This window comes from Zestomonas insulae (assembly GCF_016901015.1).
Taxonomy (GTDB): domain Bacteria; phylum Pseudomonadota; class Gammaproteobacteria; order Pseudomonadales; family Pseudomonadaceae; genus Aquipseudomonas; species Aquipseudomonas insulae.
Map to the genome: position 1 here is coordinate 69,340 of NZ_JAFEUP010000001.1, position 20,675 is coordinate 90,014.

Consider the following 20,675-nt stretch of genomic DNA (forward strand, 5'->3'; position numbering starts at 1 on the left):
GTTACACGTCCGGAACACAGATCACCACATGACTGGTCATTCTAAAGTCCACCATGGCGTGCCCGCCGACAGTCTCACGCGGCTCAAACCGCAGAAATTAGGCCGGCACTACCACAAGATCCCTCAATACATTCGAGAGATCGCCAGCAAGCATCCGCGGAATATCAGCGACTACTTCCTGCGCAACTACCGAATTAATCTTGAATTGACCAAGGTGGAAGTTCACGAACAGCGCGAAGCCACCGCGGAGTGCATCTATCGCTGCGCACTTGGCAAAGTGGGTTTCGCCATTGACCGGCCTTTATTGACCGAAGCGCTGGAGTGCTATTACGGCGGCACCAGCCTGCCCAGCCACGACACCCCGCCGATCTCCACCTCCGAGCAGCGCATGCGCAGCCGCCTGGGCATGGACATCACGCAGATCTTTGCCCGCTCGCTGCTGTCCGGCGCCACGTTCGGCACCCTGCACCCGCACGACAACGATTACGAAATCGTCCAGTGGGAATACATCGCCGAGTTCCACTACAGCAGCCACATCAGCGGCGGGCGCTCGTCGATCTTCATCTACCTGGATGCGCAGCTGGTCGACGAACTCACCAGCCGCCTGGCCAACCCGCAGCCAACTCGGCTGAACGGCAGCCCGGCCAATCACCTCAAGCACCTGCCGGTGCGCCTCGACTGCGTGGTCGCCGCGCTGCAGATGCCGCTGGCCCAGGTGCTCGGCCTGCGCGCCGGCGACATCCTGCCGATGCGCCTGCTGGAGCGCTGCGAGGTGCAGGTCAACCAGCAGAAGTTGTTCCGTGGCTCCATCTTCGAGGAAGACGGCGCCCTCTATCTAACCTCTCTTGAGAGCGTGAAAAGCCCATGAGCAGTCAACTTTCCGATTCCGACCTGGACAACCTGATCAACGACGGCGACCTCGGGCTGGACGACGCGCTCGGCGACGAGAGCAGCACCCTCAGCGTCGCGCAGCCGGCGCAACAGGACCTGAGCTTCTTCGGCAAGATCCCGGTCAACGTCACCCTGGAAGTGGCCTCCACCGAGATTTCCCTGAAGGAACTGATGGACGTCGACACCAGCAGCGTGATCGTCCTCGACAAACTGGCCGGCGAGCCACTCGATGTGAAGGTCAACGGCGCCCTGTTCGCCAAGGCCGAGGTGGTGGTGATGAACGGCAACTACGGCCTGCGCATCGTCGAACTCAGCGGCGCCGGCCTGCACGACCTCACCGCATGATGCGCGCGCGTCGACTGGTCTCGTCGGCCCTGCTGCTGGGCGCCTGCCTGCTGCCGCTGGAAGTGCGCGCGGCCGGCGGCGACATCGCCCTGCTCAGCCTGAACGACACCGCCAATGGCCAGGAACTGAGCGTCAAGCTGCAGATCTTGGTGATCATGACGCTGCTCGGCTTCCTGCCGGCGATGCTGATGATGATGACCTGCTTCACCCGCTTCATCATCGTCCTGGCCATCCTCCGCCAGGCCATGGGCCTGCAGCAGAGCCCGCCGAACAACATCCTGATCGGCATCGCCCTGTGCATGACCATGCTGGTGATGCGCCCGGTGTGGAACGAGATCTACAGCGACGCCTTCGTGCCGTTCCAGGCCGACCAGATCACCCTGGAGCAGGGCCTCGGCAAGGCGAAGACCACGCTCAGCCACTTCATGCTGGCGCAGACCAACAAGACTTCGCTGGAAACCATGGTCTCGCTGGCCGGCGAGCAGATGCCGGCCAATCTGGAGGAGCTGGAGTTCTCCCTGCTGCTCCCCGCGTTCGTGCTCAGCGAGCTGAAGACCGCGTTCCAGCTCGGCTTCATGATCTTCATCCCGTTCCTGGTGATCGACCTGGTGGTGGCCAGCGTGCTGATGGCGATGGGCATGATGATGCTCTCACCGATGATGATCTCGCTGCCGTTCAAGCTGATGATCTTCGTCCTGGTCGACGGCTGGGCACTGATGATGGGCACGCTGACTTCCAGCGTGCAGCCGTTCTGATGAAGCGCCTCGCCGCCCTCCCCGCCGCCCTGCAGGTGCGCCCATGCTGACCCCGGATACCGCCGTGGAGATTGTCTCCAACGCCGTGCACATCACCGCGCTGGTGGTCTGCGTGCTGATCGTGCCGAGCCTGATCGGCGGCCTGCTGGTGAGCATTTTCCAGGCGGCCACGCAGATCAACGAACAGATGCTCAGCTTCCTGCCGCGCCTGCTGATCACCCTCGGCATGCTGGTGTTCTCCGGCCACTGGATTCTGCGCACGCTCAGCGACCTGTTCATCGAAACCTTCAAGCAGGCCGGCCACCTGGTCGGCTGACGGATGAACGCCAGCGAACCCCTGCTCCACGCCAGCCAGTACCTGCAGACCCTGCAGAACTACTGGTGGCCGTTCTGCCGCATCCTCGCGCTGTTCAGCCTGGCGCCGCTGTACAGCCACAAGGCGCTGTCGATGCGCGTGCGCATCGTCCTGGCCCTGGCCCTAACCCTGGCGCTGGCCGCCGCGCTGCCCGAGGTCGGGGCGATCGACCCGCTGTCGCTGGCCGGCATCCTCACCACCCTCGAGCAGATCGGCTTCGGCCTGCTGCTGGGCCTCAGCCTGCAACTGGTGTTCGTCATCTTCGCCGTGGTCGGTGAGGTGATTTCCACGCAGATGGGCATGAGCATGGCGCGCTACAACGACCCGCTGAACGGCGTGTCTTCGTCGTCGATCGTCTCGCAGCTGTATTTCCTGCTACTCGCCCTGCTGTTCTTCGCCATCGACGGCCATCTGCTCACCGTCAGCGTGCTGTACCAGAGCTTCATCTACTGGCCGGTCGGCAGCGGCCTGCACTACCCGGGCTTCGAGACGCTGATCTACGCGATGAGCTGGGTGCTCGCCGCGGCGGTGCTGATCACCCTGCCGGTGGTGTTCTGCATGACCCTGGTGCAGTTCTGCTTCGGCCTGCTCAACCGCATCTCGCCGGCGATGAACCTGTTCTCACTGGGCTTTCCGATGGCCATCCTCACCGGCCTGCTGTGTATCCACCTGACCCTGCCAGACCTGCCCGAGCACTACCTGCACCTGACCCGGTCGCTGCTCGACAACCTCGGCGCGCTGATGCGGAGCCCGCTGCATGGCTGAGCAGAACAGCGGGCAGGAAAAAACCGAAGAGGCCTCGCAGCACAAGCTGAAGAAGAGCCGCGACCAGGGTCAGGTGGCCCGCTCGCGCGACTTGGCCACCGCGGTGTCGCTGCTGGTCAGCCTGCTGGTGCTCAAGTACAGCGCCGGGCATTTCCTGCAGGGCCTCGGTGAGAGCTTCCGACTGGCGTTCATCGATTTTCGCCACAGCGAGATCGGCCTGGACGATCTCGAACTGATCCTCAGCCACAACCTGCTGGTGTTCGTGGTGCTGCTCGCCCCGCTGCTGATCACCCAGCTGCTGGTGGTGGTGTTCTCGCTGGTGCCCGGCGGCTGGGTGTTCGCCTCGGAGAACTTCGCCTTCAAGCTCAGCAAGCTCAACCCGATCAGCGGCCTGGCGCGCATCGTTTCGGCGCAGAACTGGACCGACCTGGCCAAGTCGCTGCTGAAGATCCTGGTGCTGTTCGGCATCGCCTGGTACCTGCTGGTCGACACCGCACCGCAGCTGTTCGCCCTGGCGCGCACCGACATCCGCAGCGCGATCAGCAGCGCCATGCAGCTGATGTTCGACACCACCCTGAGCCTGCTGCTGGTGTTCGTGGTGTTCGCCTTCATCGACATCCCGCTGCAGCGCTTCTTCTTCCTCAAGAAGCTGCGCATGACCAAGCAGGAGCGCCGCGAGGAGCACAAAAACCAGGAAGGCCGCCCGGAAGTGAAGGCGCGCATCAAGCAGGTGCAGCGCCAGCTGATGCAGCGGCAGATCAGCCGGGTGATCAAGAAGGCCGACGTGGTCATCGTCAACCCGACGCACTTCGCGGTGGCGCTGAAATACGACCCGAAAAAGGCGCAAGCGCCATTCGTGATCGCCAAGGGCGTCGACGAAACCGCGCTGTTCATCCGCAAGATGGCCCAGTCGCGCGAGTTGGACGTGCTCGAACTGCCGCCGCTGGCGCGCGCCATCTACTTCAGCACCCAGGTCAACCAACAGATTCCGGCACCGCTGTACACCGCAGTGGCCCACGTCCTCACCTACATCCTGCAGCTGCGCGCCTATCGCCAGGGGCGTCGCGGCAAACCCGAACTGACGAAGAACCTTCCAATCCCAGACAGTTTGAAAACGTAGCGAAAGAAGGTTAGGCAAGGCGAAATCAGGCGAAAAAGCGCAGTTTACGAGTTGTAAATGAGCATTTTGAGCCTGATTTCAACGCCGACTAACCGAACGCAGTAGTTTTCAGACTGTTTGGCCCGATAGCTTGGCAAACAGGGCCTGACCATGAACCTCCTCGACCAACTCATGCCGACCTTGCGCAGCGGGCGGATCGGTATCCCGCTGGTGATCCTGTCGATCCTGGCGATGATCATCCTGCCGCTGCCGCCGTTGCTGCTTGACGTGCTGTTCACCTTCAACATCGGCATCGCCCTGCTGGTGTTGATGGTCAGCGTGTCGTCGCGCAGCCCGCTGGACTTCTCGCTGCTGCCCACCGTGGTGCTGGTCACCACACTGCTGCGCCTGTCGCTCAACGTCGCCTCGACCCGCGTGGTACTGCTCGACGGCCACACCGGCTCGGCGGCGGCCGGTAAGGTGATCGAGGCCTTCGGTCATGTGGTGATCGGCGGCAACTTCATCGTCGGCATGATCGTCTTCGTGATCCTGATGATCATCAACTTCATGGTCATCACCAAAGGTGGGGAGCGCATCTCCGAGGTGACCGCGCGCTTCACCCTGGACGCCCTGCCCGGCAAGCAGATGGCCATCGACGCCGACCTCAACGCCGGACTGGTCAGCCAGGACGAAGCCAAGGCGCGGCGCCAGGAAGTGGCCAAGGAAGCCGACTTCTACGGCGCCATGGACGGCGCGTCGAAGTTCGTCCGCGGCGACGCCATCGCCGGCATCCTGATCCTTCTGATCAACCTGTTCGGCGGCGTTGCCATCGGCGTGTTCGTCCACGGCCTGGCCGGCGGCGAAGCGTTCCGCCTGTACGCCCTGCTGACCATCGGTGACGGCCTGGTCGCACAGATTCCGGCGCTGCTGCTGTCGACTGCGGCGGCGATCATCGTCACCCGGGTCAACGAGGCGGCGGACATCACCTCGCTGGTGCGCAAGCAGATGCTCGCCTCGCCGGCGACGCTGTACACCGTGGCCGGCATCCTGTTCATCCTCGCTCTGGTGCCGGGCATGCCGCACCTGGCGTTCCTCGCGTTCGCCGCGCTGGTCGGCTTCATCGCCTGGCGGGTGTCTTTGTCCGGCCCGCCCAGCGAGGCGGTGACCCTGGAAAAGACCGAGGCGATCGCCAAGGCCATGGACCAGGAACGCGCCCAACAACTGGGCTGGGAAGACATTCCGCTGGTCGAGCGGCTGTCCATCTCGCTCGGCTACAAGCTGGTCGGCCTGGTCAACGAATCCGGCGGTGCGCCGCTGGTGCAACGGGTGCGCGGGGTGCGGCAGACGCTCTCGGAAAGCCTCGGTTTCCTGCTGCCGGAAATCCAGATCCGCGACAGCCTGCGGCTCAAGGCCGCGCAGTACAACATCTACATCAGCGGCGAACGCATCGACGGCGCGGAAATCCACGCCGACCGGCTGATGGCGATTCCCTCACCGGAACTGTACGGCGAGATCGACGGCATCCTCGGCGTCGACCCGGCCTACCGCATGCAGGTGGTGTGGATTCAACCGGCCGACAAGGCGCGCGCGCTGAACCTCGGCTACCAGGTGATCGACTGCGCCAGCGTGATCGCCACGCACCTCAACAAGGTGGTGCGCGAGCACCTGCCGGACATCTTCAAGCACGACGATGTCGACCACCTGATGCAGCGCCTGGCGCTGCAGGCGCCGAAGCTGGCGGACAACCTCAAGACCCAGCTGAGCTACAGCCAGCAGCACCGCGTGTACCGCCAGCTGCTGCTCGAGCAGGTGCCGCTGAAGGACATCGTGACTATCGCCACCACCCTGGTGGAGGCCAGCGAATCGACCAAGGACCCGGTGCTGCTCGCCTCCGACGTGCGCTACGCGCTGCGCCGCAGCATCGTCGCCGGAATTGCCGGGGAACGCGGCGAACTGTCGGTGTTCATCCTCGAAAATGCCCTGGAGAACACCCTGCTCAGCGCCCTGTCGATCGCCCAGCAGGCCGGCCCGGTGAGCCTGGACAACATTCCGGTCGAGCCGAACCTGCTCAACCAGCTGCAGACCGCCATGCCGGTGGTCAAGGAACGCCTGCGCAAGGAAGGCCACCCACCGATCCTCACCGTGATGCCGCAACTGCGCCCGCTGCTCGCCCGCTACGCGCGGGTGTTCAGCCCGGGCCTGCACGTGCTGTCGCAGAACGAGATTCCCGATCGGGTTGGGGTGAATATTCTCGGCACTCTGGGCTAAGCGCCTGGGTAGTGCAGGCAGAGGGCGATGGGTCCGCACGGCCCATTACCCCACCTACCTTGATTGACGTCGCGAGCGAACGCCGCGACGCACTTCTGACTCAGCTTTCCTCGCGCACTCCGCGCGTCGCGCGCATGTCGCGGATCAGCTCGCTGTAGGACACCGACGGCAGCACCAGGCTGAGGCCCGCCTCGAAATGCCCGGTCTGGGCGTTTTCCCGTGCCCACAGGCATTTCACGTCAACGTCGGCATGGCGCATCTGGCCATCCTTGTCGCGCATGCGAATGCGCAGTTCCAGCGTGCTGCCCACCTCGAGCAAGGTGTCGCCGACCAGGCGCAGGCCGTGCTCGGAAAGATCGCCGACATAACCAACCAGTTTGTCGTTGCGGCGGTTGCTGACTTTGATACGGAAGATCGAGCGAATGATGATCCGGCTGTGCTGGCGCATGGTTCTCTTCGTCTGGCTCTCGACTGATGACGCTCTAGCTGGCGCCTATTGTTGTTCGCGGCCCGGAGGCCGGTTTGTTACTCGTCGATGATACCCAGCGGCAGGATCAAGCGGTCTCAAAAAATCTCAAAAAATCCGGCAAACCGCGGCGAAATGCAGCCTGGCCAGCGCCATTCATGGCGCCGGCCGGCCCTACCGTCAGCTGTTGGCGCGCGCGGCGTTGCGCAGTGCCTTGATCTGATCGTGGTTGCGCAACACGCCGTCGTACTGACGCTGCACCAGGGTGCGGATCTCCGCCGGCAGCGGCTTTTCCAGGGCTTCGGCGTAGTGCTTCTTGGCGACGTCTTCGCCGCGCTCGCACTCGTTGAGCACCGCCTCTTCGTCCTTGCCGGTGACCAGCGCCTTGAGGTCGACCCAGCGGCGGTGCAGGTCGCCACCCACGCTGGTGCTCTCTTCCGGGTCGCCGCCCAGTTGCAGCACCACGCGCTGCAGTTCCGCCGCCGCCTGGGCGCATTGCTGGGCGCGGTCGAGGAACAGGGTCTTCAGGTCCGGACGCTTGACGTCTTCGGCGCAGACCTTGAAGCCGGCCTCGCCGTCCTTGCTGGTCTCGATCAGGTTGTTGAGGACTTTGATGGTTGCCTTGCGGTCTTCGGTGATGTCCATGGAGACACTCCTGCGTCGACGCCGGGGTCGAGCGATAAGGGAAATGGAAGTGACAGGCCGTTAGTGATCGCCTGTAGGTTCCGACGCAGCCTCCCGGCGATTCGTTCAACCTTTCGCCACCCACCAGGCGACGGCCGCCAGGCCGGCGGCGAACTCCCGCCGCGGCCCGCGCTCTCAACTAAAGCCCTGGCGTCATTGCGCCAGCCCACCGGTGTTTCGAGGGATGGCGCCCATGGACAGCAAAACGGATGGCAAGACCCCGACCTTGTCCGCCAAGGAAGTGCGCGAGGCGAGCAAGAACCAGCCGCCACGCGCCGCGGTGCTGCACGAGATCATCCGCCTGCAGGGCGACAAGGAGCTGGAGCGCACGGTCGCCGCGCTGTGGTGGTCGGCGGTCGCGGCCGGACTGTCGATGGGCCTGTCGCTGATGGCCATGGGGCTGTTCAGCGCGCGCCTGGAGGGCATCGACGGCGCCAAGGTGATCAGCAGCCTGGGCTACTCCGCCGGCTTCCTCGCGGTGATCCTGGCCCGCCAGCAGCTGTTCACCGAGAACACCCTGACCGCCGTGCTGCCGGTGATGAGCAAACCGACGCTGGGCAACTTCGGCCGCCTGCTGCGCCTGTGGAGCGTGGTGCTGGCCGGCAACCTGTGCGGCACCGTGCTGGTCGCCTACGTGATGCTGCACCTGCCGATCTTCGACAGCGCGACCGATGCGGCCTTCCTCGACATCGGCCGCAAGGTGATGGAGAACCACACCAGCCAGATGTTCGCCAAGGGCATCATTTCCGGCTGGATGATCGCCACCATGGTGTGGATGATCCCGTCGCTGGAAACCAGCAAGATCGCCATCATCGTGGTCATCACCTACCTGATGGCGCTGGGCGACTTCACCCACATCGTGGTCGGCTCGGTCGAAGTCTCCTACCTGGTGTTCGCCGGCGAAGTGGCCTGGGAGGAGTTCTGGCTGACCTTCGCCGGGCCGACCCTGGCCGGCAACATCATCGGCGGCAGCCTGATCTTCGCCCTGATCAGCCACGCGCAGGTGCGCAGCGACAGCGAAAGCCCGAAGCAGCAGGCCCAGGCCCGCGAGGAAGCCGAGAACGAGCGGCGCGCGCCGGAGCACGACGACTAGAACCGGCAGCCCTAGACGCAGAGGGAAGCGCTGAAAAGGCCGTCATTCCCGCGCAGGCGGGACAGCGGCTCCATCGCTGAACAGCGCTTGCGCTGGCCCGCAGGGGAATAATCCAGAAGGCCCGCAGCACCTGGACTCCCGCCTGCGCGGGAGCGACGGCAACTGGATTTTTCAGCGTTTGCTGACCTGGCGCGTGGCGCCACTCGGCAGCGCGCCGCTACTCCGGTGCGACGTCGAGGTCGCTGCTCGGCACCAATGGGGTCGGCTGCAGGCTCACCGCAACCTGGCGCTGGATGGCATAGGCCGGCGCTTCCACCGCATCGGAATCCTGGGCGTAGCGCAGGGCGAATTCGTGCACGCCCCAGTCGCGGTACTGCTCGACATGCTTGAGCTCGTGCGCCCACAGCGCAACGTTGCTGGCGGCGTCTTCGGCGCTGCGGAAGACGATCACGTCGATCAGCGTCACCGCGTTGATGTCGGGGTTCTGCAGGATGCTCTCCGCCGAGCTGAGCACCTGGCCACCGTTGACCTTGAAGCGCGCGGTATCCAGCACGTCCGCGGCGTAGAAAGCGCTCAGCTGCTGGCGAAGCGCCGGCGGGATCGGTTGCAGCTGCTCGGCGGGCATCGCCGCCCGCGACTGCACGATCCAGTCCTCCAGCATCGGCGCAGCGAGCTGCGCGCCCTGTTGGCGGAGGATCACCTCACCCTGTTTGACGACCTCCGGCGACACCGGCAGGCAATAGCAGGTCAGCGCGCAGAGCTGATACTGGTCGGCCGGACAGCTGGCCGCCTGGCTCCCGGTCCAGGGCCAGACCGCCATCAACATTCCACCGATCCAGCCGTAAGTGCGGGCGCGCATATGCTCTCCTAATCGCCGTTCGGGAGACATTGACGCACATCCGCGGCGGAAGTTCTCCAGCCCAGCGAGAGAATTGCGCAGGCCGGCCCGTCTGCTTCGGCTTTCCTCCGGCCCCGTTCGCTCTTAGACTTGCAGGCCGATTTTTCCGTTCGCGGCCAAGCGCCCAGCCAATCGCCTTCTCGCCCGCGCCAGCGTGCCGAATTACCCTTTCAGTCGTCAGCAGTCCGAATCCGCCCTATGAGCCAGAACGCTATTTCCCGCCGCTTTTCCGTGGCCCCGATGATGGATTGGACGGACCGGCATTGCCGCTTCTTCCTGCGCCTGCTGTCCAAGGACGCCCTGCTGTACACCGAGATGGTCACTACCGGCGCGCTGCTGCACGGCGACACGGCGCGTTTTCTGCGGCATGACGAAAGCGAGCATCCGCTGGCCCTGCAACTGGGCGGCAGCAATCCGCAGGAACTGGCGGCCTGCGCGCGGCTGGCCGAGCAGGCCGGCTACGATGAGGTCAACCTGAACGTCGGCTGCCCCAGCGACCGGGTGCAGAACAACATGATCGGCGCCTGCCTGATGGGCCATCCGGCGCTGGTCGCCGAGTGCGTCAAGGCGATGCTGGATGCCGTGAGCATTCCGGTGACGGTCAAGCACCGCATCGGCATCAACGGCCGCGACAGCTACGCCGAGCTGTGCGATTTCGTCGGCCAGGTCCGCGAGGCCGGTTGCCGCAGCTTCACCGTGCACGCGCGTATCGCCATCCTCGAAGGCCTGTCGCCGAAGGAAAACCGCGAGATTCCGCCGCTGCGCTATGAAGTGGCCGCGCAACTCAAGCAGGACTTCCCCGACCTGGAGCTGATCCTCAACGGCGGCATCAAGACCCTGGACGAGTGCCAGGCGCACCTGCAGACCTTCGACGGCGTGATGCTCGGTCGCGAGGCCTACCACAACCCCTATCTGCTGGCGCAGGTGGATCAGGAACTGTTCGGCCGCGATACGCCGGTGATCAGCCGTTCGGAAGCGCTGCTGGCGTTGCGGCCGTACATTGAACGGCACCTGGCGGACGGCGGGTCGATGCACCACATCACCCGCCACGTGCTCGGCCTGGCTCAGGGCTTCCCCGGTGCGCGGCGCTTCCGTCAGTTGCTGTCGGTGGACATCCACAAGACCCAGGCGCCGCTGGCGCTGCTCGATCAGTCGATCGAACTGCTGCAGGGCCGCTGAACGCGGCCCTGCACGGCTTACGGGAACAGCACCACGCGGCCGTCTTTCGGGCAGCTTTCCATGTAGCGATGCGCTTCGACCACCGAGGCGAACGGATAGGTCTTGCCGATCTGCGTCTGCAGCAGGCCGTCGCGGGTCATCTGGTTGATCGCTGTCAGCGCGCGTTGTAGGGCCACTTCATCCTGGGGAATGTTCAGGTCCGGCTTGCCGGTGAAGTTACCCAGGCAGTGCACGAAGAACTGGATGTTCTTCTGGAACGCCGCGCAGGCCGGGAACGGCGTGTCGTTGCCGCCCTGCAGTCCATACAGGATCAGGCGACCACGCGGCGCCAGGACATCGCCGAGCAGGCACATCTGCGGGCCGCCCAAACCATCGAGCACGACGTCAACGCCACGCTCGTTGGTGAACTTGGCAATCCGGCCGACCAGGTCTTCTTCCTCGGTGACGATCACCTTGTCGGCACCCAGGCCGAGCAGGAACTCGCGGTCCTCGGCGTCCTTGGTCGCGGCATACACCGTCGCGCCGAGGGCCTTGCCGAGCTGGACCATGGCCGGACCGTTGCAATGCGCCGCGTCGGTGAGCAGCACGCTCTGCCCGGGCTGGATGTGCGCCAGGTCGACGTAGGCGAAATAGCCGGTCAGCAGCGCGGTGTAATGCACGCTGGCCTGCGCCGCGCTGAGTTGCTCCGGATAGCGCACCAGCGAACCGCGCGGCAGCAGCACCTGCTCGCCGTAGGCCGGGTACTCGTTGGGACTGTGCGCCATGAAGCTGGCGACCTTGTCGCCCACGGCGAAGTCGGTGACATCGCTGCCGACTGCCAGCACTTCGCCGGCCACTTCATGGCCGATACCGGCCGGCAGACGGGTCTGACAGGGCGACAGGTTCTGCCGCCACAGCACATCGAACCAGCTCACGCCGATCGCTTCGGCACGCAGCAGCACCTCGCCCGGACCGGGCTGGGCGACGTCGGCCTGTTCAATCTTGAGGACTTCGGCAGGACCAAATTGGTGAAAGCGAATCATGCGGGACATCACGAACCTCGCCTGTTATCTCTAATGGCCCGGACTTTATCGGGGCTTTTCGCGTAAGACTACCTGTTGCCGTTGATAGTGCACATGCACGGCGATGATGAGCGACTTGACGGCAGCCGGCCGGCCCTGCAGTTTTATCCGCCTGGCAAGCCGGGAAGCTCTCCATGAATCGTAACGATCTGCGCCGCGTCGATCTCAACCTGCTGATCGTGTTCGAGACGCTGATGCACGAGCGCAGCGTCACGCGCGCGGCGGAAAAACTGTTCCTCGGCCAGCCGGCGATCAGTGCCGCCCTCGCCCGCCTGCGCAGCCTGTTCGACGACCCGCTGTTCGTCCGCACTGGGCGCAGCATGGAGCCCTCGGCGCGTGCCGTGGAGATTTTCGCCCTGCTGTCGCCGGCGCTGGACTCCATTTCCACCGCAGTCAGCCGCGCTGCCGATTTCGATCCCGCCACCAGCACCGCGGTGTTCCGCATCGGGCTATCCGATGACGTCGAGTTCGCCCTGCTGCCGGCGCTGCTCAAGCGCCTGCGCGCCGAGGCTCCGGGCGTGGTGTTGGTGGTGCGCCGCGCCAACTACCTACTGACCCCGACGCTGCTGGCCTCCGGCGAGATTTCCGTCGGCGTCAGCTACACCGTCGAGCTGCCGGCCAACGCCAAGCGCAAGGTGCTGCGCCGCAATGCGCCGAAGTTGCTGCGCGCCGACAGCGCGCCGGGCGCGCTCAGCCTGGACGCCTATTGCGCACGGCCGCATGCCCTGGTGTCGTTCGCCGGCGACCTCAGCGGCTTCATCGACGAAGAGTTGGCCAAGCTCGGCCGCAGTCGCCATGTGGTCCTCGCCGTGCCGCAGTTCAATGGCCTCGGCACGCTGCTGGCCGGCACCGACATCGTCGCCACCGTACCCGACTACACCGCCTCCGCGCTCACCGCCGCCGGCGGCCTGCGTGCCGAAGACCTGCCGCTGGAAACCGGCAGCTTCGAGCTGCACATGGCCTGGCGTGGCGCGCAGGACAACGATCCCGCCGAGCGCTGGCTGCGCTCGCGCATCCAGATGTTCTTCGGCGACCCGGACAGCCTGGCCTGATCCGCCTCAGGCCTCGGCCAGGGCGTACTCCGCGGCCTGCTGGGCGTGAATGCGTGTGGTGTCGAACAGCGGCACCGTGGCATCCGCTGCACTGACCAGCAGGGCGATTTCCGTGCAACCGAGGATGATCACCTGGGCGCCCTGCTCGACCAGCGCCGCCATGATCCGCCGGTACTCGGCCCGCGACTCGTCACGCACCTGCCCCAGGCACAGCTCCTCATAGATGATGCGGTGCACGATGTCGCGATCCGCTGCGTCGGGAATCAGCACCGCCAAGCCGTGACGCTCGCTCAAGCGCTCCCTGTAGAACGCCTGTTCCATGGTGAAGCGCGTCCCGAGCAGGCCGACCCGCTGCCAGCCGGCCTGTTTGATCGCCGCCGCGGTCGGATCGGCGATGTGCAGCAAAGGAATGCGCACTGCCGCCTCGATGGCCGGCGCCACCTTGTGCATGGTGTTCGTGCACAGCACCAGAAACTCCGCGCCAGCCGCCTGCAGGGCACGCGCCGCGTCCGCCAGCAGGCGCCCCGCGGCCTCCCAGTCACCGCTCTGCTGCAGCCGCTCGATCTCGTGGAAGTCCACGCTGTAGAGCACCAGCTTGGCGGAATGCAGGCCACCCAGGCGCTCCTTGACCGCTTCATTGACCAGCCGGTAGTACGGCAGCGTGGATTCCCAGCTCATCCCGCCGATCAGACCGATGACTTTCATGCGCACTCCTCGTCGTGCAGCGCAGCACTGCGGAAGCTTGCATCCTATAGCGCGGCAGCCGGTTTGGCTGCCGCCAACGGTCCTCGGCGTGACCACGACGGCGCCAGGCGGGTGCTGGCGCCGTCGCGAGCTTTAGTCGGGCAGTTTGGGAATGCCGGCTGCGAACCAGCTGCCATTGGCGGCGTTGCGGATCAGCAGCACCGGGCTCGGGCACGGCGCGGCCGGGGTCGGCGACAGCACGTCGTCGATGCTGAAGTCGCCGCTGGCGGTGAGCAGCACGCCGGCCACGTCGGAATTGCTCAGCACGAACGGCGCCGCCGCCTCGCAGATCAGCGTGGCAAACACCCGTTGCCCGGTGGCGATGCCGACGCTGTTGCCGCCGCCGAGGATCAAGCCCTCGCCTTCCACCTTGATGCGCCCGTCGGCGCGCACTCGGGCCTCGAGCTTGTCGATCAGCCAGATCTGCCCCGGCGGTTGCACGCCGCGCACGATGTTGCGGGTCACGCTGGTCGCGGTCAGGTCCGGGCCTGGCGCGCTGGATACCGGGATCACGCCGATCCCGCCCTTGAATTCCGCCAGGTTCTGCGCGGCCATGGCCGTCGTGCAGCAGGCCGCAGCCAGCAATAAGGCCGGAATGGCGCGGGTCAGGGTTGTTTTCATGGCACTACCTCCTGTTCGGTTGCGGCGGTGCCCAAGCGCCAGGGCGCCCGGCCCGCAGCCGCGTCGCTGAGAGGTGGGATGCACGGTCGCCGGCGGAATAAAGACGCCAGCGAGCCGACTCACGGATGGCTCACCCGCCTGGCCATGCCGCCAGAATGTCGGGTGAGGGTCTGAGTATAGGCCCTTGGTCCCAACCGCCCCGGCGATCCCCGGCGCCGCGATAAGTGGTCTCGTCGCCCGCCGCAACCTTCGTCGCCATCGATGGAAAGGCGCCTTCCATCATTCGGATTGATATTCAACTTCGCCCAGTTCGATTCGTGCAAAGGCGCTCGCGCAACGCAGACTCCGCCCAATCCTGAATACCAATTGGCGGAATCATTCCATGGAACAGTCCTACAAAGCCTTGCGTTACCCCCTCGCCGCCCTGTCACTGCTGATTCTGGCGGCCTGCGGACGCGCGCCGGACCAGGCAGCCGCCCCGGCGCCGGCCAAGGTCAGCGTCGCCGAAGTGATCCAGCAACCGGTGACCGAGTGGGACGAACTGACTGGCCGCCTGGAAGCGCCCGAGTCGGTGGTGGTTCGCCCGCGGGTGTCCGGCTACATCGACAAGGTGGCTTTCAGCGAAGGCTCGCTGGTGAAGAAAGGCGACCTGCTGTTCCAGATCGACCCTCGCCCGTTTGAGGCTGAAGTCCGCCGCCTGGAAGCCCAGTTGCAGCAAGTCCGCGCCAACCTCAGCCGCACCGAGAATGAAGCCCGCCGTGGCGAGCGCCTGCGCGCCAGCAATGCGATTTCCGCCGAACTCGCCGACGCCCGCGCCAGTGCGGCGCTGCAGGCCCGCGCCGAAGTCGCGGCGATCCAGGCCGGCCTGGAAGCGGCACGCCTGAACCTCAACTTCACCCAGGTCACCGCGCCGATCGACGGCCGCGTCAGCCGCGCCGAAGTGACCACCGGCAACCTGGTCAACGCCGGCGAAAGCCGCCTGACCAGCCTGGTCTCCACCGACAAGGTGTACGCCTACTTCGACGCCGATGAGCGCGTGTTCCTCAAGTACAACCAGCTGGCCCGCCAAGGCAGCCGCGGCGACGCCACCCCGGTGTACCTCGGCCTGTCCGACGAAGACGGCTTCCCGCACCTGGGGCAGATGGACTTCATCGACAACCAGGTCGACCCGAAGACCGGCACCATTCGTGGCCGCGCGGTGTTCGACAACCGCAAGGGCGAGTTCACCCCCGGGCTCTACGCGCGCCTGAAACTGGTCGGCAGCGCCACCTACGACGCCGCACTGATCAAGGATTCGGCGGTCGGCACCGACCTCGGCAAGAAGTTCGTCCTGGTCCTCGCCGAGGATGACAAGGTCGCCTACCGCGCCATCGAGCTCGGTCCCAAGCTGGAAGGCCTGCGTATCGTGCGCAGCGGTCTGGCCAAGGGCGAGAAGATCGTCGTCAACGGCCTGCAGCGCGCCCGTCCGGGCATGCCGGTCAGCCCGGATGCGGTGCCGATGGCCGACCAAGCCACCCTCGCCGCCCTCGCCGAACAACGCACCGCCGTGGCCGCCAGCAATCCGCCGCGGGTCGCCGAACGCCAGCCCGTCAACCGCCCGATCACGCCGCGCGGCTAAAACCAGCCCGTCTTCCAGCCCCGTTTCGGCGGGGCGACGGGACGGTTTTGCCTGAGAATCCTGAAGGACCCAGACGATGAACTTCTCGCAATTCTTCATTTCGCGGCCGATCTTCGCCGCCGTGCTCTCCCTGCTGATCCTGATCGGCGGCGCGATCTCGCTGTTCCAGCTGCCGATCAGCGAATACCCGGAAGTAGTGCCGCCCACCGTGGTGGTGCGCGCCAACTTCCCCGGCGCCAACCCCAAGGTGATCGGCGAAACCGTCGCCTCGCCGCTGGAACAGGCCATCACCGGTGTCGAAGGCATGCTCTACATGTCTTCGCAGGGTACCGCCGACGGCAAGATGACCCTGACCATCACCTTCGCCCTCGGCACCAACCTGGACAACGCCCAGGTGCAGGTGCAAAACCGCGTGACGCGCACCATGCCGACCCTGCCCACCGAGGTGCAGCGCCTCGGGGTGACCGTCGACAAGGCCTCGCCCGACCTGACCATGGTCGTGCACCTGACCTCGCCGGATAACCGCTACGACATGCTCTACCTGTCCAACTACGCCGCGCTCAACGTTAAGGACGAGCTGGCGCGTCTGGATGGCGTGGGCGACGTGCAGCTGTTCGGCCTCGGCAACTACTCGCTGCGCGTGTGGCTCGATCCGAACAAGGTGGCTTCGCGCAACCTCACCGCCAGCGACGTGGTCAACGCGATTCGCGAACAGAACCGCCAGGTTGCCGCCGGCTCCCTCGGCGCGCCGCCGGCGCCGGGCGACACCAGCTTCCAGCTGTCGATCAACACCCAGGGTCGACTGATCAACGAGGAAGAGTTCGAGAACATCATCATCCGTGCCGGTGAAGACGGTGAAATCACCCGCCTGAAGGACATCGCGCGCATCGAGCTGGGCTCCAGCCAGTACGCCCTGCGCTCGCTGCTCAACAACCAGCCGGCCGTGGCCATCCCGGTGTTCCAGCGCCCCGGCTCGAACGCCATCGAAATCTCCGACGCCGTGCGCAAGCGCATGAGCGAGCTGAAGCAGAGCTTCCCGCAGGGCGTCGACTACGAAATCGTCTACGACCCGACCATCTTCGTGCGCGGCTCCATCGAAGCGGTGGTACACACCCTGCTCGAAGCCATCGTCCTGGTGGTGCTGGTGGTGATCCTCTTCCTGCAGACCTGGCGCGCTTCGATCATCCCGCTGGCCGCTGTGCCGGTGTCGCTGATCGGCACCTTCGCGGTCATGCACATGTTCGGCTTCTCGCTCAATGCGCTGTCGCTGTTCGGCCTGGTGCTGGCCATCGGCATTGTGGTGGACGACGCCATCGTCGTGGTGGAGAACGTCGAGCGCAATATCGGCCTCGGCAAGTCGCCGGTGGAAGCCACCAAGCAGGCGATGAAGGAAGTCACCGGGCCGATCGTCGCCACCGCCCTGGTGCTCTGCGCGGTGTTCGTGCCGACCGCGTTCATCTCCGGCCTCACCGGGCAGTTCTACCAGCAGTTCGCGCTGACCATCGCGATCTCCACGGTGATCTCCGCGTTCAACTCGCTGACCCTATCGCCGGCCCTGGCCGCGGTGCTGCTGCGCGAGCATGACGCACCGAAGGACCGCTTCTCGCGGGTCCTCGACAAGCTGTTCGGCGGCTGGCTGTTCCGTCCGTTCAACCGCGTGTTCGAGCGCGCCGGCAGCGGCTACGTCGGCGTGGTACGCCGCGTGCTGCGCGGCAGCTCGGTGGCGCTGGTGGTCTATGCCGGGCTGATGGGCCTGACCTACCTGGGCTTCTCCAGCACCCCGACCGGCTTCGTGCCGCCGCAGGACAAGCAGTACCTGGTGGCTTTCGCCCAGCTGCCGGACGCCGCCACCCTCGACCGTACCGAGGCGGTGATCAAGCGCATGTCGGAGATCGCCGGCAAGCATCCGGGCGTGGAAAACACCGTGGCCTTCCCCGGCCTGTCGATCAACGGTTTCACCAACAGCCCGAACAGCGGCATCGTCTTCACCCCGCTGAAGCCGTTCGATCAGCGCAAGGACCCGGCGTTGTCCGCCAGTGCCATCGCCGCCGACCTCAACGCGCAGTTCGGCGAGATTCAGGACGCCTTCATCGCGATCTTCCCGCCGCCGCCCGTGCAGGGCCTCGGCACCATCGGCGGCTTCCGCGTGCAGGTGCAGGACCGTGGCAACCTCGGCTATGAGGAGCTGTACACCCAGGTGCAGAACATCATCGCCAAGAGCCAGAACGTGCCGGAACTGGCCGGGCTGTTCACCAGCTACCAGGTCAATGTGCCGCAGGTGGACGCCGACATCGACCGCGAGAAGGCCAAGACCCACGGCGTAGCGATCAGCGACATCTTCGACACCATGCAGGTCTACCTCGGCTCGCTGTATGCCAACGACTTCAACCGCTTCGGCCGCACCTACCAGGTCAACGTGCAGGCCGAGCAGAAATTCCGTCTGGCCCCTGAGCAGATCGGCCAGCTGAAAGTGCGCAACAACCGTGGCGAGATGGTGCCGCTGTCGACCTTCGTCAAGGTCAGCGACAGCGCCGGCCCGGACCGGGTGATGCACTACAACGGCTTCATCACCGCCGAGATCAACGGCGCCGCGGCACCGGGCTACAGCTCCGGCCAGGCCGAGGCGGCGATGGAGAAGCTGCTCAAGCAGGAACTGCCCAACGGCATGAGCTACGAGTGGACCGACCTGACCTACCAGCAGATCCTCGCCGGCAATACCGCGCTGTTCGTCTTCCCGCTCTGCGTGATCCTCGCCTTCCTGGTGCTGGCCGCGCAGTACGAGAGCTGGAGCCTGCCGCTGGCGGTGATCCTGATCGTGCCGATGACCCTGCTGTCGGCCATCACCGGGGTGATCCTGGCCGGTGGCGACAACAACATCTTCACCCAGATCGGTTTGATCGTGCTGGTCGGCTTGGCGTGCAAGAACGCCATCCTCATCGTCGAGTTCGCCAAGGACAAACAGGCCGAAGGCATGGACCGCGTCGCCGCGGTGCTGGAAGCCTGCCGCCTGCGGTTGCGGCCGATCCTGATGACCAGCTTCGCCTTCATCATGGGCGTGGTGCCGCTGGTGCTGTCGTCCGGCGCCGGTGCGGAGATGCGCCACGCCATGGGCGTCGCCGTGTTCAGCGGGATGATCGGCGTGACCTTCTTCGGCCTGCTGCTGACCCCGGTGTTCTATGTGCTGATCCGCGGCTTCGTGGAAAAACGCGAGGTGCGCAAGGCGACGAAAACCCAACCCCTCAAGGAGCTGCACGCATGATCGCCAAGGTATTCGCCCCGTCCCTGCTGGCCCTGGCCTTGAGCGCCTGCGCGGTCGGCCCGGACTACCAGGCGCCGACCACCGAAGCGGCGCGCGTGGCCAGTGCCGACCAGGGTTACGACCGTTCGAGTTTTGAGACCCTGTGGTGGCAGCAGTTCGACGACCCGACCCTCAACCAACTGGTTGCCAGCTCCCTCGCGGGTAACCGCGAGTTGCGCGTCGCCTACGCCCGTCTGCGGGCGGCGCGAGCGATTCGCGACGATGTCGCCAACGACCAGCTGCCCACCGTCACCAGCCGCGCCAGCAGCGAGATCGGCAAGGCCCAGCAACCAGGGCTGACCGAGGACCGGGTCAATGTCGAGCGCTATGACCTCGGCCTGGACATGGCCTGGGAGCTCGACCTGTTTGGCCGCATCCAGCGCGAGATCGAAGCCAGCGAGGCCGACATCGGTGCGGTCGAGGCCGACCTGCAGCAGCTGCAGATCAGCCTGATCGCCGAGCTGGTCGACGCCTACGGCGAACTACGCGGCGCTCAGCTGCGCGAGCAGATCGCCCGCAGCAACCTCGACAACCAGCGGGAATCCCGCGACCTGACCACCCAGCTGCGCGATGCTGGAGTCGGCAACGAACTCGACGTGCTGCGCGCCGATGCGCGCCTGGCCGCCACCGAAGCCAGCCTGCCGCAGCTGCAGGCGCAGGAGGTGCGGGCGCGCAACCGCATCGCCACCCTACTTGGCCAGCGACCCGAACAGCTCAGCATCGACCTCTCGCCGCGCGCCCTGCCGGCCATCGCCAAGGCCCTGCCGATTGGCGATCCGGGCGAGCTGCTGCGGCGTCGCCCGGACATCCGCGCCGCCGAGCGCCGCCTGGCCGCGGCCACCGCCAACGTCGGGGTGGCCACCGCCGACCTGTTCCCACGCGTCAGCCTGTCTGGCTTCCTCGGCTTCACCGCCGGGCGCGGCTCGCAGCTCGGCTCCTCGGCCGCGCGCGCCTGGGGCGTCGCGCCGAGCATCACCTGGCCGGCGTTCGACCTGGGCAGCGTGCGTGCCCGCCTGCGTGGCGCCGAAGCCGAGGCCGACGGCGTGCTCGCCGAGTACGAACAGCAGGTGCTCCTGGCCCTGGAAGAGTCGGAAAACGCCTTCAGCGACTACGGCAAGCGTCAGCAGCGCCTGCTCTCGCTGGTACGCCAGAGCGAGGCCAGCCGTGCCGCCGCCGAGCAGGCGGGCATCCGTTATCGCGAAGGCACGGTGGACTTCCTGGTGCTGCTCGACGCCGAGCGCGAACGCCTGGCCGCCGAGGACGCCCAGGCACTCGCCGAGGTCGAGCTGTATCGCGGTATCGTGGCGATCTACAAGGCGCTGGGCGGTGGCTGGGGAACCCAGGCCGATCCGTCGGTGGTGGCGCTCACGGTGCGCTGAGCGCAGACGGGTGGAACCCCACAGCGGGTTTCCACCCGCGTCGCGCCATGCTGGCATCAAGCTGCCGTTGAGCCTGGGTGCGGCGTCGGGTAAGGTCAGGGCAT

Annotated in this window: 19 protein-coding genes; 13 read left to right on the forward strand and 6 right to left on the reverse strand. The window is 65.8% G+C overall.

Going from position 1 to position 20,675, the window contains the following annotated elements:
• Positions 1-28: 28 nt before the first annotated feature.
• From JQX08_RS00360 to JQX08_RS00390, 7 genes are all read left to right on the forward strand, one after another.
• The gene (locus JQX08_RS00360; protein WP_204913882.1) at positions 29-868 is read left to right on the forward strand and encodes a FliM/FliN family flagellar motor switch protein; all 840 of its coding nucleotides are present in this window, start codon (positions 29-31) and stop codon (positions 866-868) included.
• Positions 865-1,236, forward strand: coding sequence for a flagellar motor switch protein FliN (fliN, locus tag JQX08_RS00365; RefSeq protein WP_204913883.1), 372 nt, complete (start codon positions 865-867; stop codon positions 1,234-1,236). The genes JQX08_RS00360 and fliN overlap by 4 nt, the downstream gene beginning before the upstream one ends.
• Complete coding sequence (gene fliP, locus JQX08_RS00370; RefSeq protein ID WP_430472502.1) at positions 1,236-1,991, forward strand: flagellar type III secretion system pore protein FliP; 756 nt, start codon at positions 1,236-1,238, stop codon at positions 1,989-1,991. The genes fliN and fliP overlap by 1 nt, the downstream gene beginning before the upstream one ends.
• A gap of 43 nt (positions 1,992-2,034) precedes the next feature.
• Positions 2,035-2,307: a flagellar biosynthetic protein FliQ gene (locus JQX08_RS00375; protein ID WP_204913885.1), complete on the forward strand. Its 273-nt coding sequence runs from the start codon at positions 2,035-2,037 to the stop codon at positions 2,305-2,307.
• Between the two features lie 3 nt (positions 2,308-2,310).
• Positions 2,311-3,111 carry a flagellar biosynthetic protein FliR gene (gene fliR / locus JQX08_RS00380; RefSeq protein WP_204913887.1) on the forward strand — a complete coding sequence of 267 codons (801 nt, stop codon included), beginning with the start codon at positions 2,311-2,313 and terminating at the stop codon, positions 3,109-3,111.
• Complete coding sequence (gene flhB / locus JQX08_RS00385) at positions 3,104-4,231, forward strand: flagellar biosynthesis protein FlhB (RefSeq protein ID WP_204913889.1); 1,128 nt, start codon at positions 3,104-3,106, stop codon at positions 4,229-4,231. The genes fliR and flhB overlap by 8 nt, the downstream gene beginning before the upstream one ends.
• Positions 4,232-4,381: 150 nt before the next feature.
• Positions 4,382-6,478 carry a flagellar biosynthesis protein FlhA gene (locus JQX08_RS00390; RefSeq protein WP_204913890.1) on the forward strand — a complete coding sequence of 699 codons (2,097 nt, stop codon included), beginning with the start codon at positions 4,382-4,384 and terminating at the stop codon, positions 6,476-6,478.
• 100 nt (positions 6,479-6,578) lie between these two features.
• Here JQX08_RS00390 and JQX08_RS00395 read toward each other — a convergent pair whose 3' ends face one another.
• Positions 6,579-6,926: a PilZ domain-containing protein gene (locus JQX08_RS00395; RefSeq protein WP_204913892.1), complete on the reverse strand. Its 348-nt coding sequence runs from the start codon at positions 6,924-6,926 to the stop codon at positions 6,579-6,581.
• A 198-nt stretch (positions 6,927-7,124) separates the two neighbouring features.
• On the reverse strand, positions 7,125-7,589 hold the full coding sequence (locus JQX08_RS00400) for a PA2169 family four-helix-bundle protein (protein WP_204913894.1): 465 nt from the start codon (positions 7,587-7,589) through the stop codon (positions 7,125-7,127).
• Positions 7,590-7,821: 232 nt separating this feature from the next.
• Between JQX08_RS00400 and JQX08_RS00405 the strand changes: the two genes are divergently transcribed.
• The gene (locus JQX08_RS00405; RefSeq protein WP_204913896.1) at positions 7,822-8,721 is read left to right on the forward strand and encodes a formate/nitrite transporter family protein; all 900 of its coding nucleotides are present in this window, start codon (positions 7,822-7,824) and stop codon (positions 8,719-8,721) included.
• 217 nt (positions 8,722-8,938) lie between these two features.
• Here JQX08_RS00405 and JQX08_RS00410 read toward each other — a convergent pair whose 3' ends face one another.
• A complete protein-coding gene (locus JQX08_RS00410) occupies positions 8,939-9,580 on the reverse strand; it encodes an eCIS core domain-containing protein (RefSeq protein ID WP_204913899.1) in 642 nt (213 codons plus the stop codon).
• Between the two features lie 237 nt (positions 9,581-9,817).
• Here JQX08_RS00410 and dusA point away from each other — a divergent pair, with 237 nt between their 5' ends.
• Complete coding sequence (gene dusA, locus JQX08_RS00415) at positions 9,818-10,798, forward strand: tRNA dihydrouridine(20/20a) synthase DusA (RefSeq protein WP_204913901.1); 981 nt, start codon at positions 9,818-9,820, stop codon at positions 10,796-10,798.
• Between the two features lie 17 nt (positions 10,799-10,815).
• Here dusA and JQX08_RS00420 read toward each other — a convergent pair whose 3' ends face one another.
• Positions 10,816-11,829, reverse strand: a complete 1,014-nt coding sequence (locus JQX08_RS00420) for a zinc-dependent alcohol dehydrogenase family protein (RefSeq protein WP_204913903.1) — start codon at positions 11,827-11,829, stop codon at positions 10,816-10,818.
• A gap of 164 nt (positions 11,830-11,993) precedes the next feature.
• Between JQX08_RS00420 and JQX08_RS00425 the strand changes: the two genes are divergently transcribed.
• The gene (locus tag JQX08_RS00425) at positions 11,994-12,911 is read left to right on the forward strand and encodes a LysR family transcriptional regulator (protein ID WP_239481940.1); all 918 of its coding nucleotides are present in this window, start codon (positions 11,994-11,996) and stop codon (positions 12,909-12,911) included.
• 6 nt (positions 12,912-12,917) lie between these two features.
• On the opposite strand, the gene JQX08_RS00430 is transcribed toward JQX08_RS00425, so the two are convergent.
• Entirely contained in the window at positions 12,918-13,616 is a 699-nt protein-coding gene (locus JQX08_RS00430) for an aspartate/glutamate racemase family protein (protein WP_204913904.1), read from the reverse strand.
• Positions 13,617-13,748: 132 nt separating this feature from the next.
• The gene (locus JQX08_RS00435; RefSeq protein ID WP_204913905.1) at positions 13,749-14,276 is read right to left on the reverse strand and encodes a hypothetical protein; all 528 of its coding nucleotides are present in this window, start codon (positions 14,274-14,276) and stop codon (positions 13,749-13,751) included.
• Between the two features lie 382 nt (positions 14,277-14,658).
• Between JQX08_RS00435 and mexE the strand changes: the two genes are divergently transcribed.
• From mexE to JQX08_RS00450, 3 genes are all read left to right on the forward strand, one after another.
• Positions 14,659-15,894: a multidrug efflux RND transporter periplasmic adaptor subunit MexE gene (gene mexE / locus JQX08_RS00440; RefSeq protein WP_204913906.1), complete on the forward strand. Its 1,236-nt coding sequence runs from the start codon at positions 14,659-14,661 to the stop codon at positions 15,892-15,894.
• A gap of 76 nt (positions 15,895-15,970) precedes the next feature.
• A complete protein-coding gene (locus tag JQX08_RS00445) occupies positions 15,971-19,153 on the forward strand; it encodes an efflux RND transporter permease subunit (protein ID WP_204913907.1) in 3,183 nt (1,060 codons plus the stop codon).
• On the forward strand, positions 19,150-20,571 hold the full coding sequence (locus tag JQX08_RS00450; protein ID WP_204913908.1) for an efflux transporter outer membrane subunit: 1,422 nt from the start codon (positions 19,150-19,152) through the stop codon (positions 20,569-20,571). The genes JQX08_RS00445 and JQX08_RS00450 overlap by 4 nt, the downstream gene beginning before the upstream one ends.
• Positions 20,572-20,675: the final 104 nt, after the last annotated feature.

Excerpts from the sequence above, each read along its gene's own strand:
- JQX08_RS00420 (WP_204913903.1), bottom strand. The coding sequence starts at position 11,829 with ATGTCCCGCATGATTCGCTTTCACCAATTTGGTCCTGCCGAAGTCCTC.
- JQX08_RS00395 (WP_204913892.1), bottom strand. The coding sequence starts at position 6,926 with ATGCGCCAGCACAGCCGGATCATCATTCGCTCGATCTTCCGTATCAAA.
- JQX08_RS00390 (WP_204913890.1), top strand. The coding sequence starts at position 4,382 with ATGAACCTCCTCGACCAACTCATGCCGACCTTGCGCAGCGGGCGGATC.
- JQX08_RS00360 (WP_204913882.1), top strand. The coding sequence starts at position 29 with ATGACTGGTCATTCTAAAGTCCACCATGGCGTGCCCGCCGACAGTCTC.
- mexE (WP_204913906.1), top strand. The coding sequence starts at position 14,659 with ATGGAACAGTCCTACAAAGCCTTGCGTTACCCCCTCGCCGCCCTGTCA.
- JQX08_RS00405 (WP_204913896.1), top strand. The coding sequence starts at position 7,822 with ATGGACAGCAAAACGGATGGCAAGACCCCGACCTTGTCCGCCAAGGAA.
- JQX08_RS00410 (WP_204913899.1), bottom strand. The coding sequence starts at position 9,580 with ATGCGCGCCCGCACTTACGGCTGGATCGGTGGAATGTTGATGGCGGTC.
- fliR (WP_204913887.1), top strand. The coding sequence starts at position 2,311 with ATGAACGCCAGCGAACCCCTGCTCCACGCCAGCCAGTACCTGCAGACC.
- flhB (WP_204913889.1), top strand. The coding sequence starts at position 3,104 with ATGGCTGAGCAGAACAGCGGGCAGGAAAAAACCGAAGAGGCCTCGCAG.
- JQX08_RS00430 (WP_204913904.1), bottom strand. The coding sequence starts at position 13,616 with ATGAAAGTCATCGGTCTGATCGGCGGGATGAGCTGGGAATCCACGCTG.
- dusA (WP_204913901.1), top strand. The coding sequence starts at position 9,818 with ATGAGCCAGAACGCTATTTCCCGCCGCTTTTCCGTGGCCCCGATGATG.
- JQX08_RS00445 (WP_204913907.1), top strand. The coding sequence starts at position 15,971 with ATGAACTTCTCGCAATTCTTCATTTCGCGGCCGATCTTCGCCGCCGTG.
- JQX08_RS00425 (WP_239481940.1), top strand. The coding sequence starts at position 11,994 with ATGAATCGTAACGATCTGCGCCGCGTCGATCTCAACCTGCTGATCGTG.
- fliP (WP_430472502.1), top strand. The coding sequence starts at position 1,236 with ATGCGCGCGCGTCGACTGGTCTCGTCGGCCCTGCTGCTGGGCGCCTGC.
- JQX08_RS00375 (WP_204913885.1), top strand. The coding sequence starts at position 2,035 with ATGCTGACCCCGGATACCGCCGTGGAGATTGTCTCCAACGCCGTGCAC.
- JQX08_RS00435 (WP_204913905.1), bottom strand. The coding sequence starts at position 14,276 with ATGAAAACAACCCTGACCCGCGCCATTCCGGCCTTATTGCTGGCTGCG.
- JQX08_RS00450 (WP_204913908.1), top strand. The coding sequence starts at position 19,150 with ATGATCGCCAAGGTATTCGCCCCGTCCCTGCTGGCCCTGGCCTTGAGC.
- JQX08_RS00400 (WP_204913894.1), bottom strand. The coding sequence starts at position 7,589 with ATGGACATCACCGAAGACCGCAAGGCAACCATCAAAGTCCTCAACAAC.
- fliN (WP_204913883.1), top strand. The coding sequence starts at position 865 with ATGAGCAGTCAACTTTCCGATTCCGACCTGGACAACCTGATCAACGAC.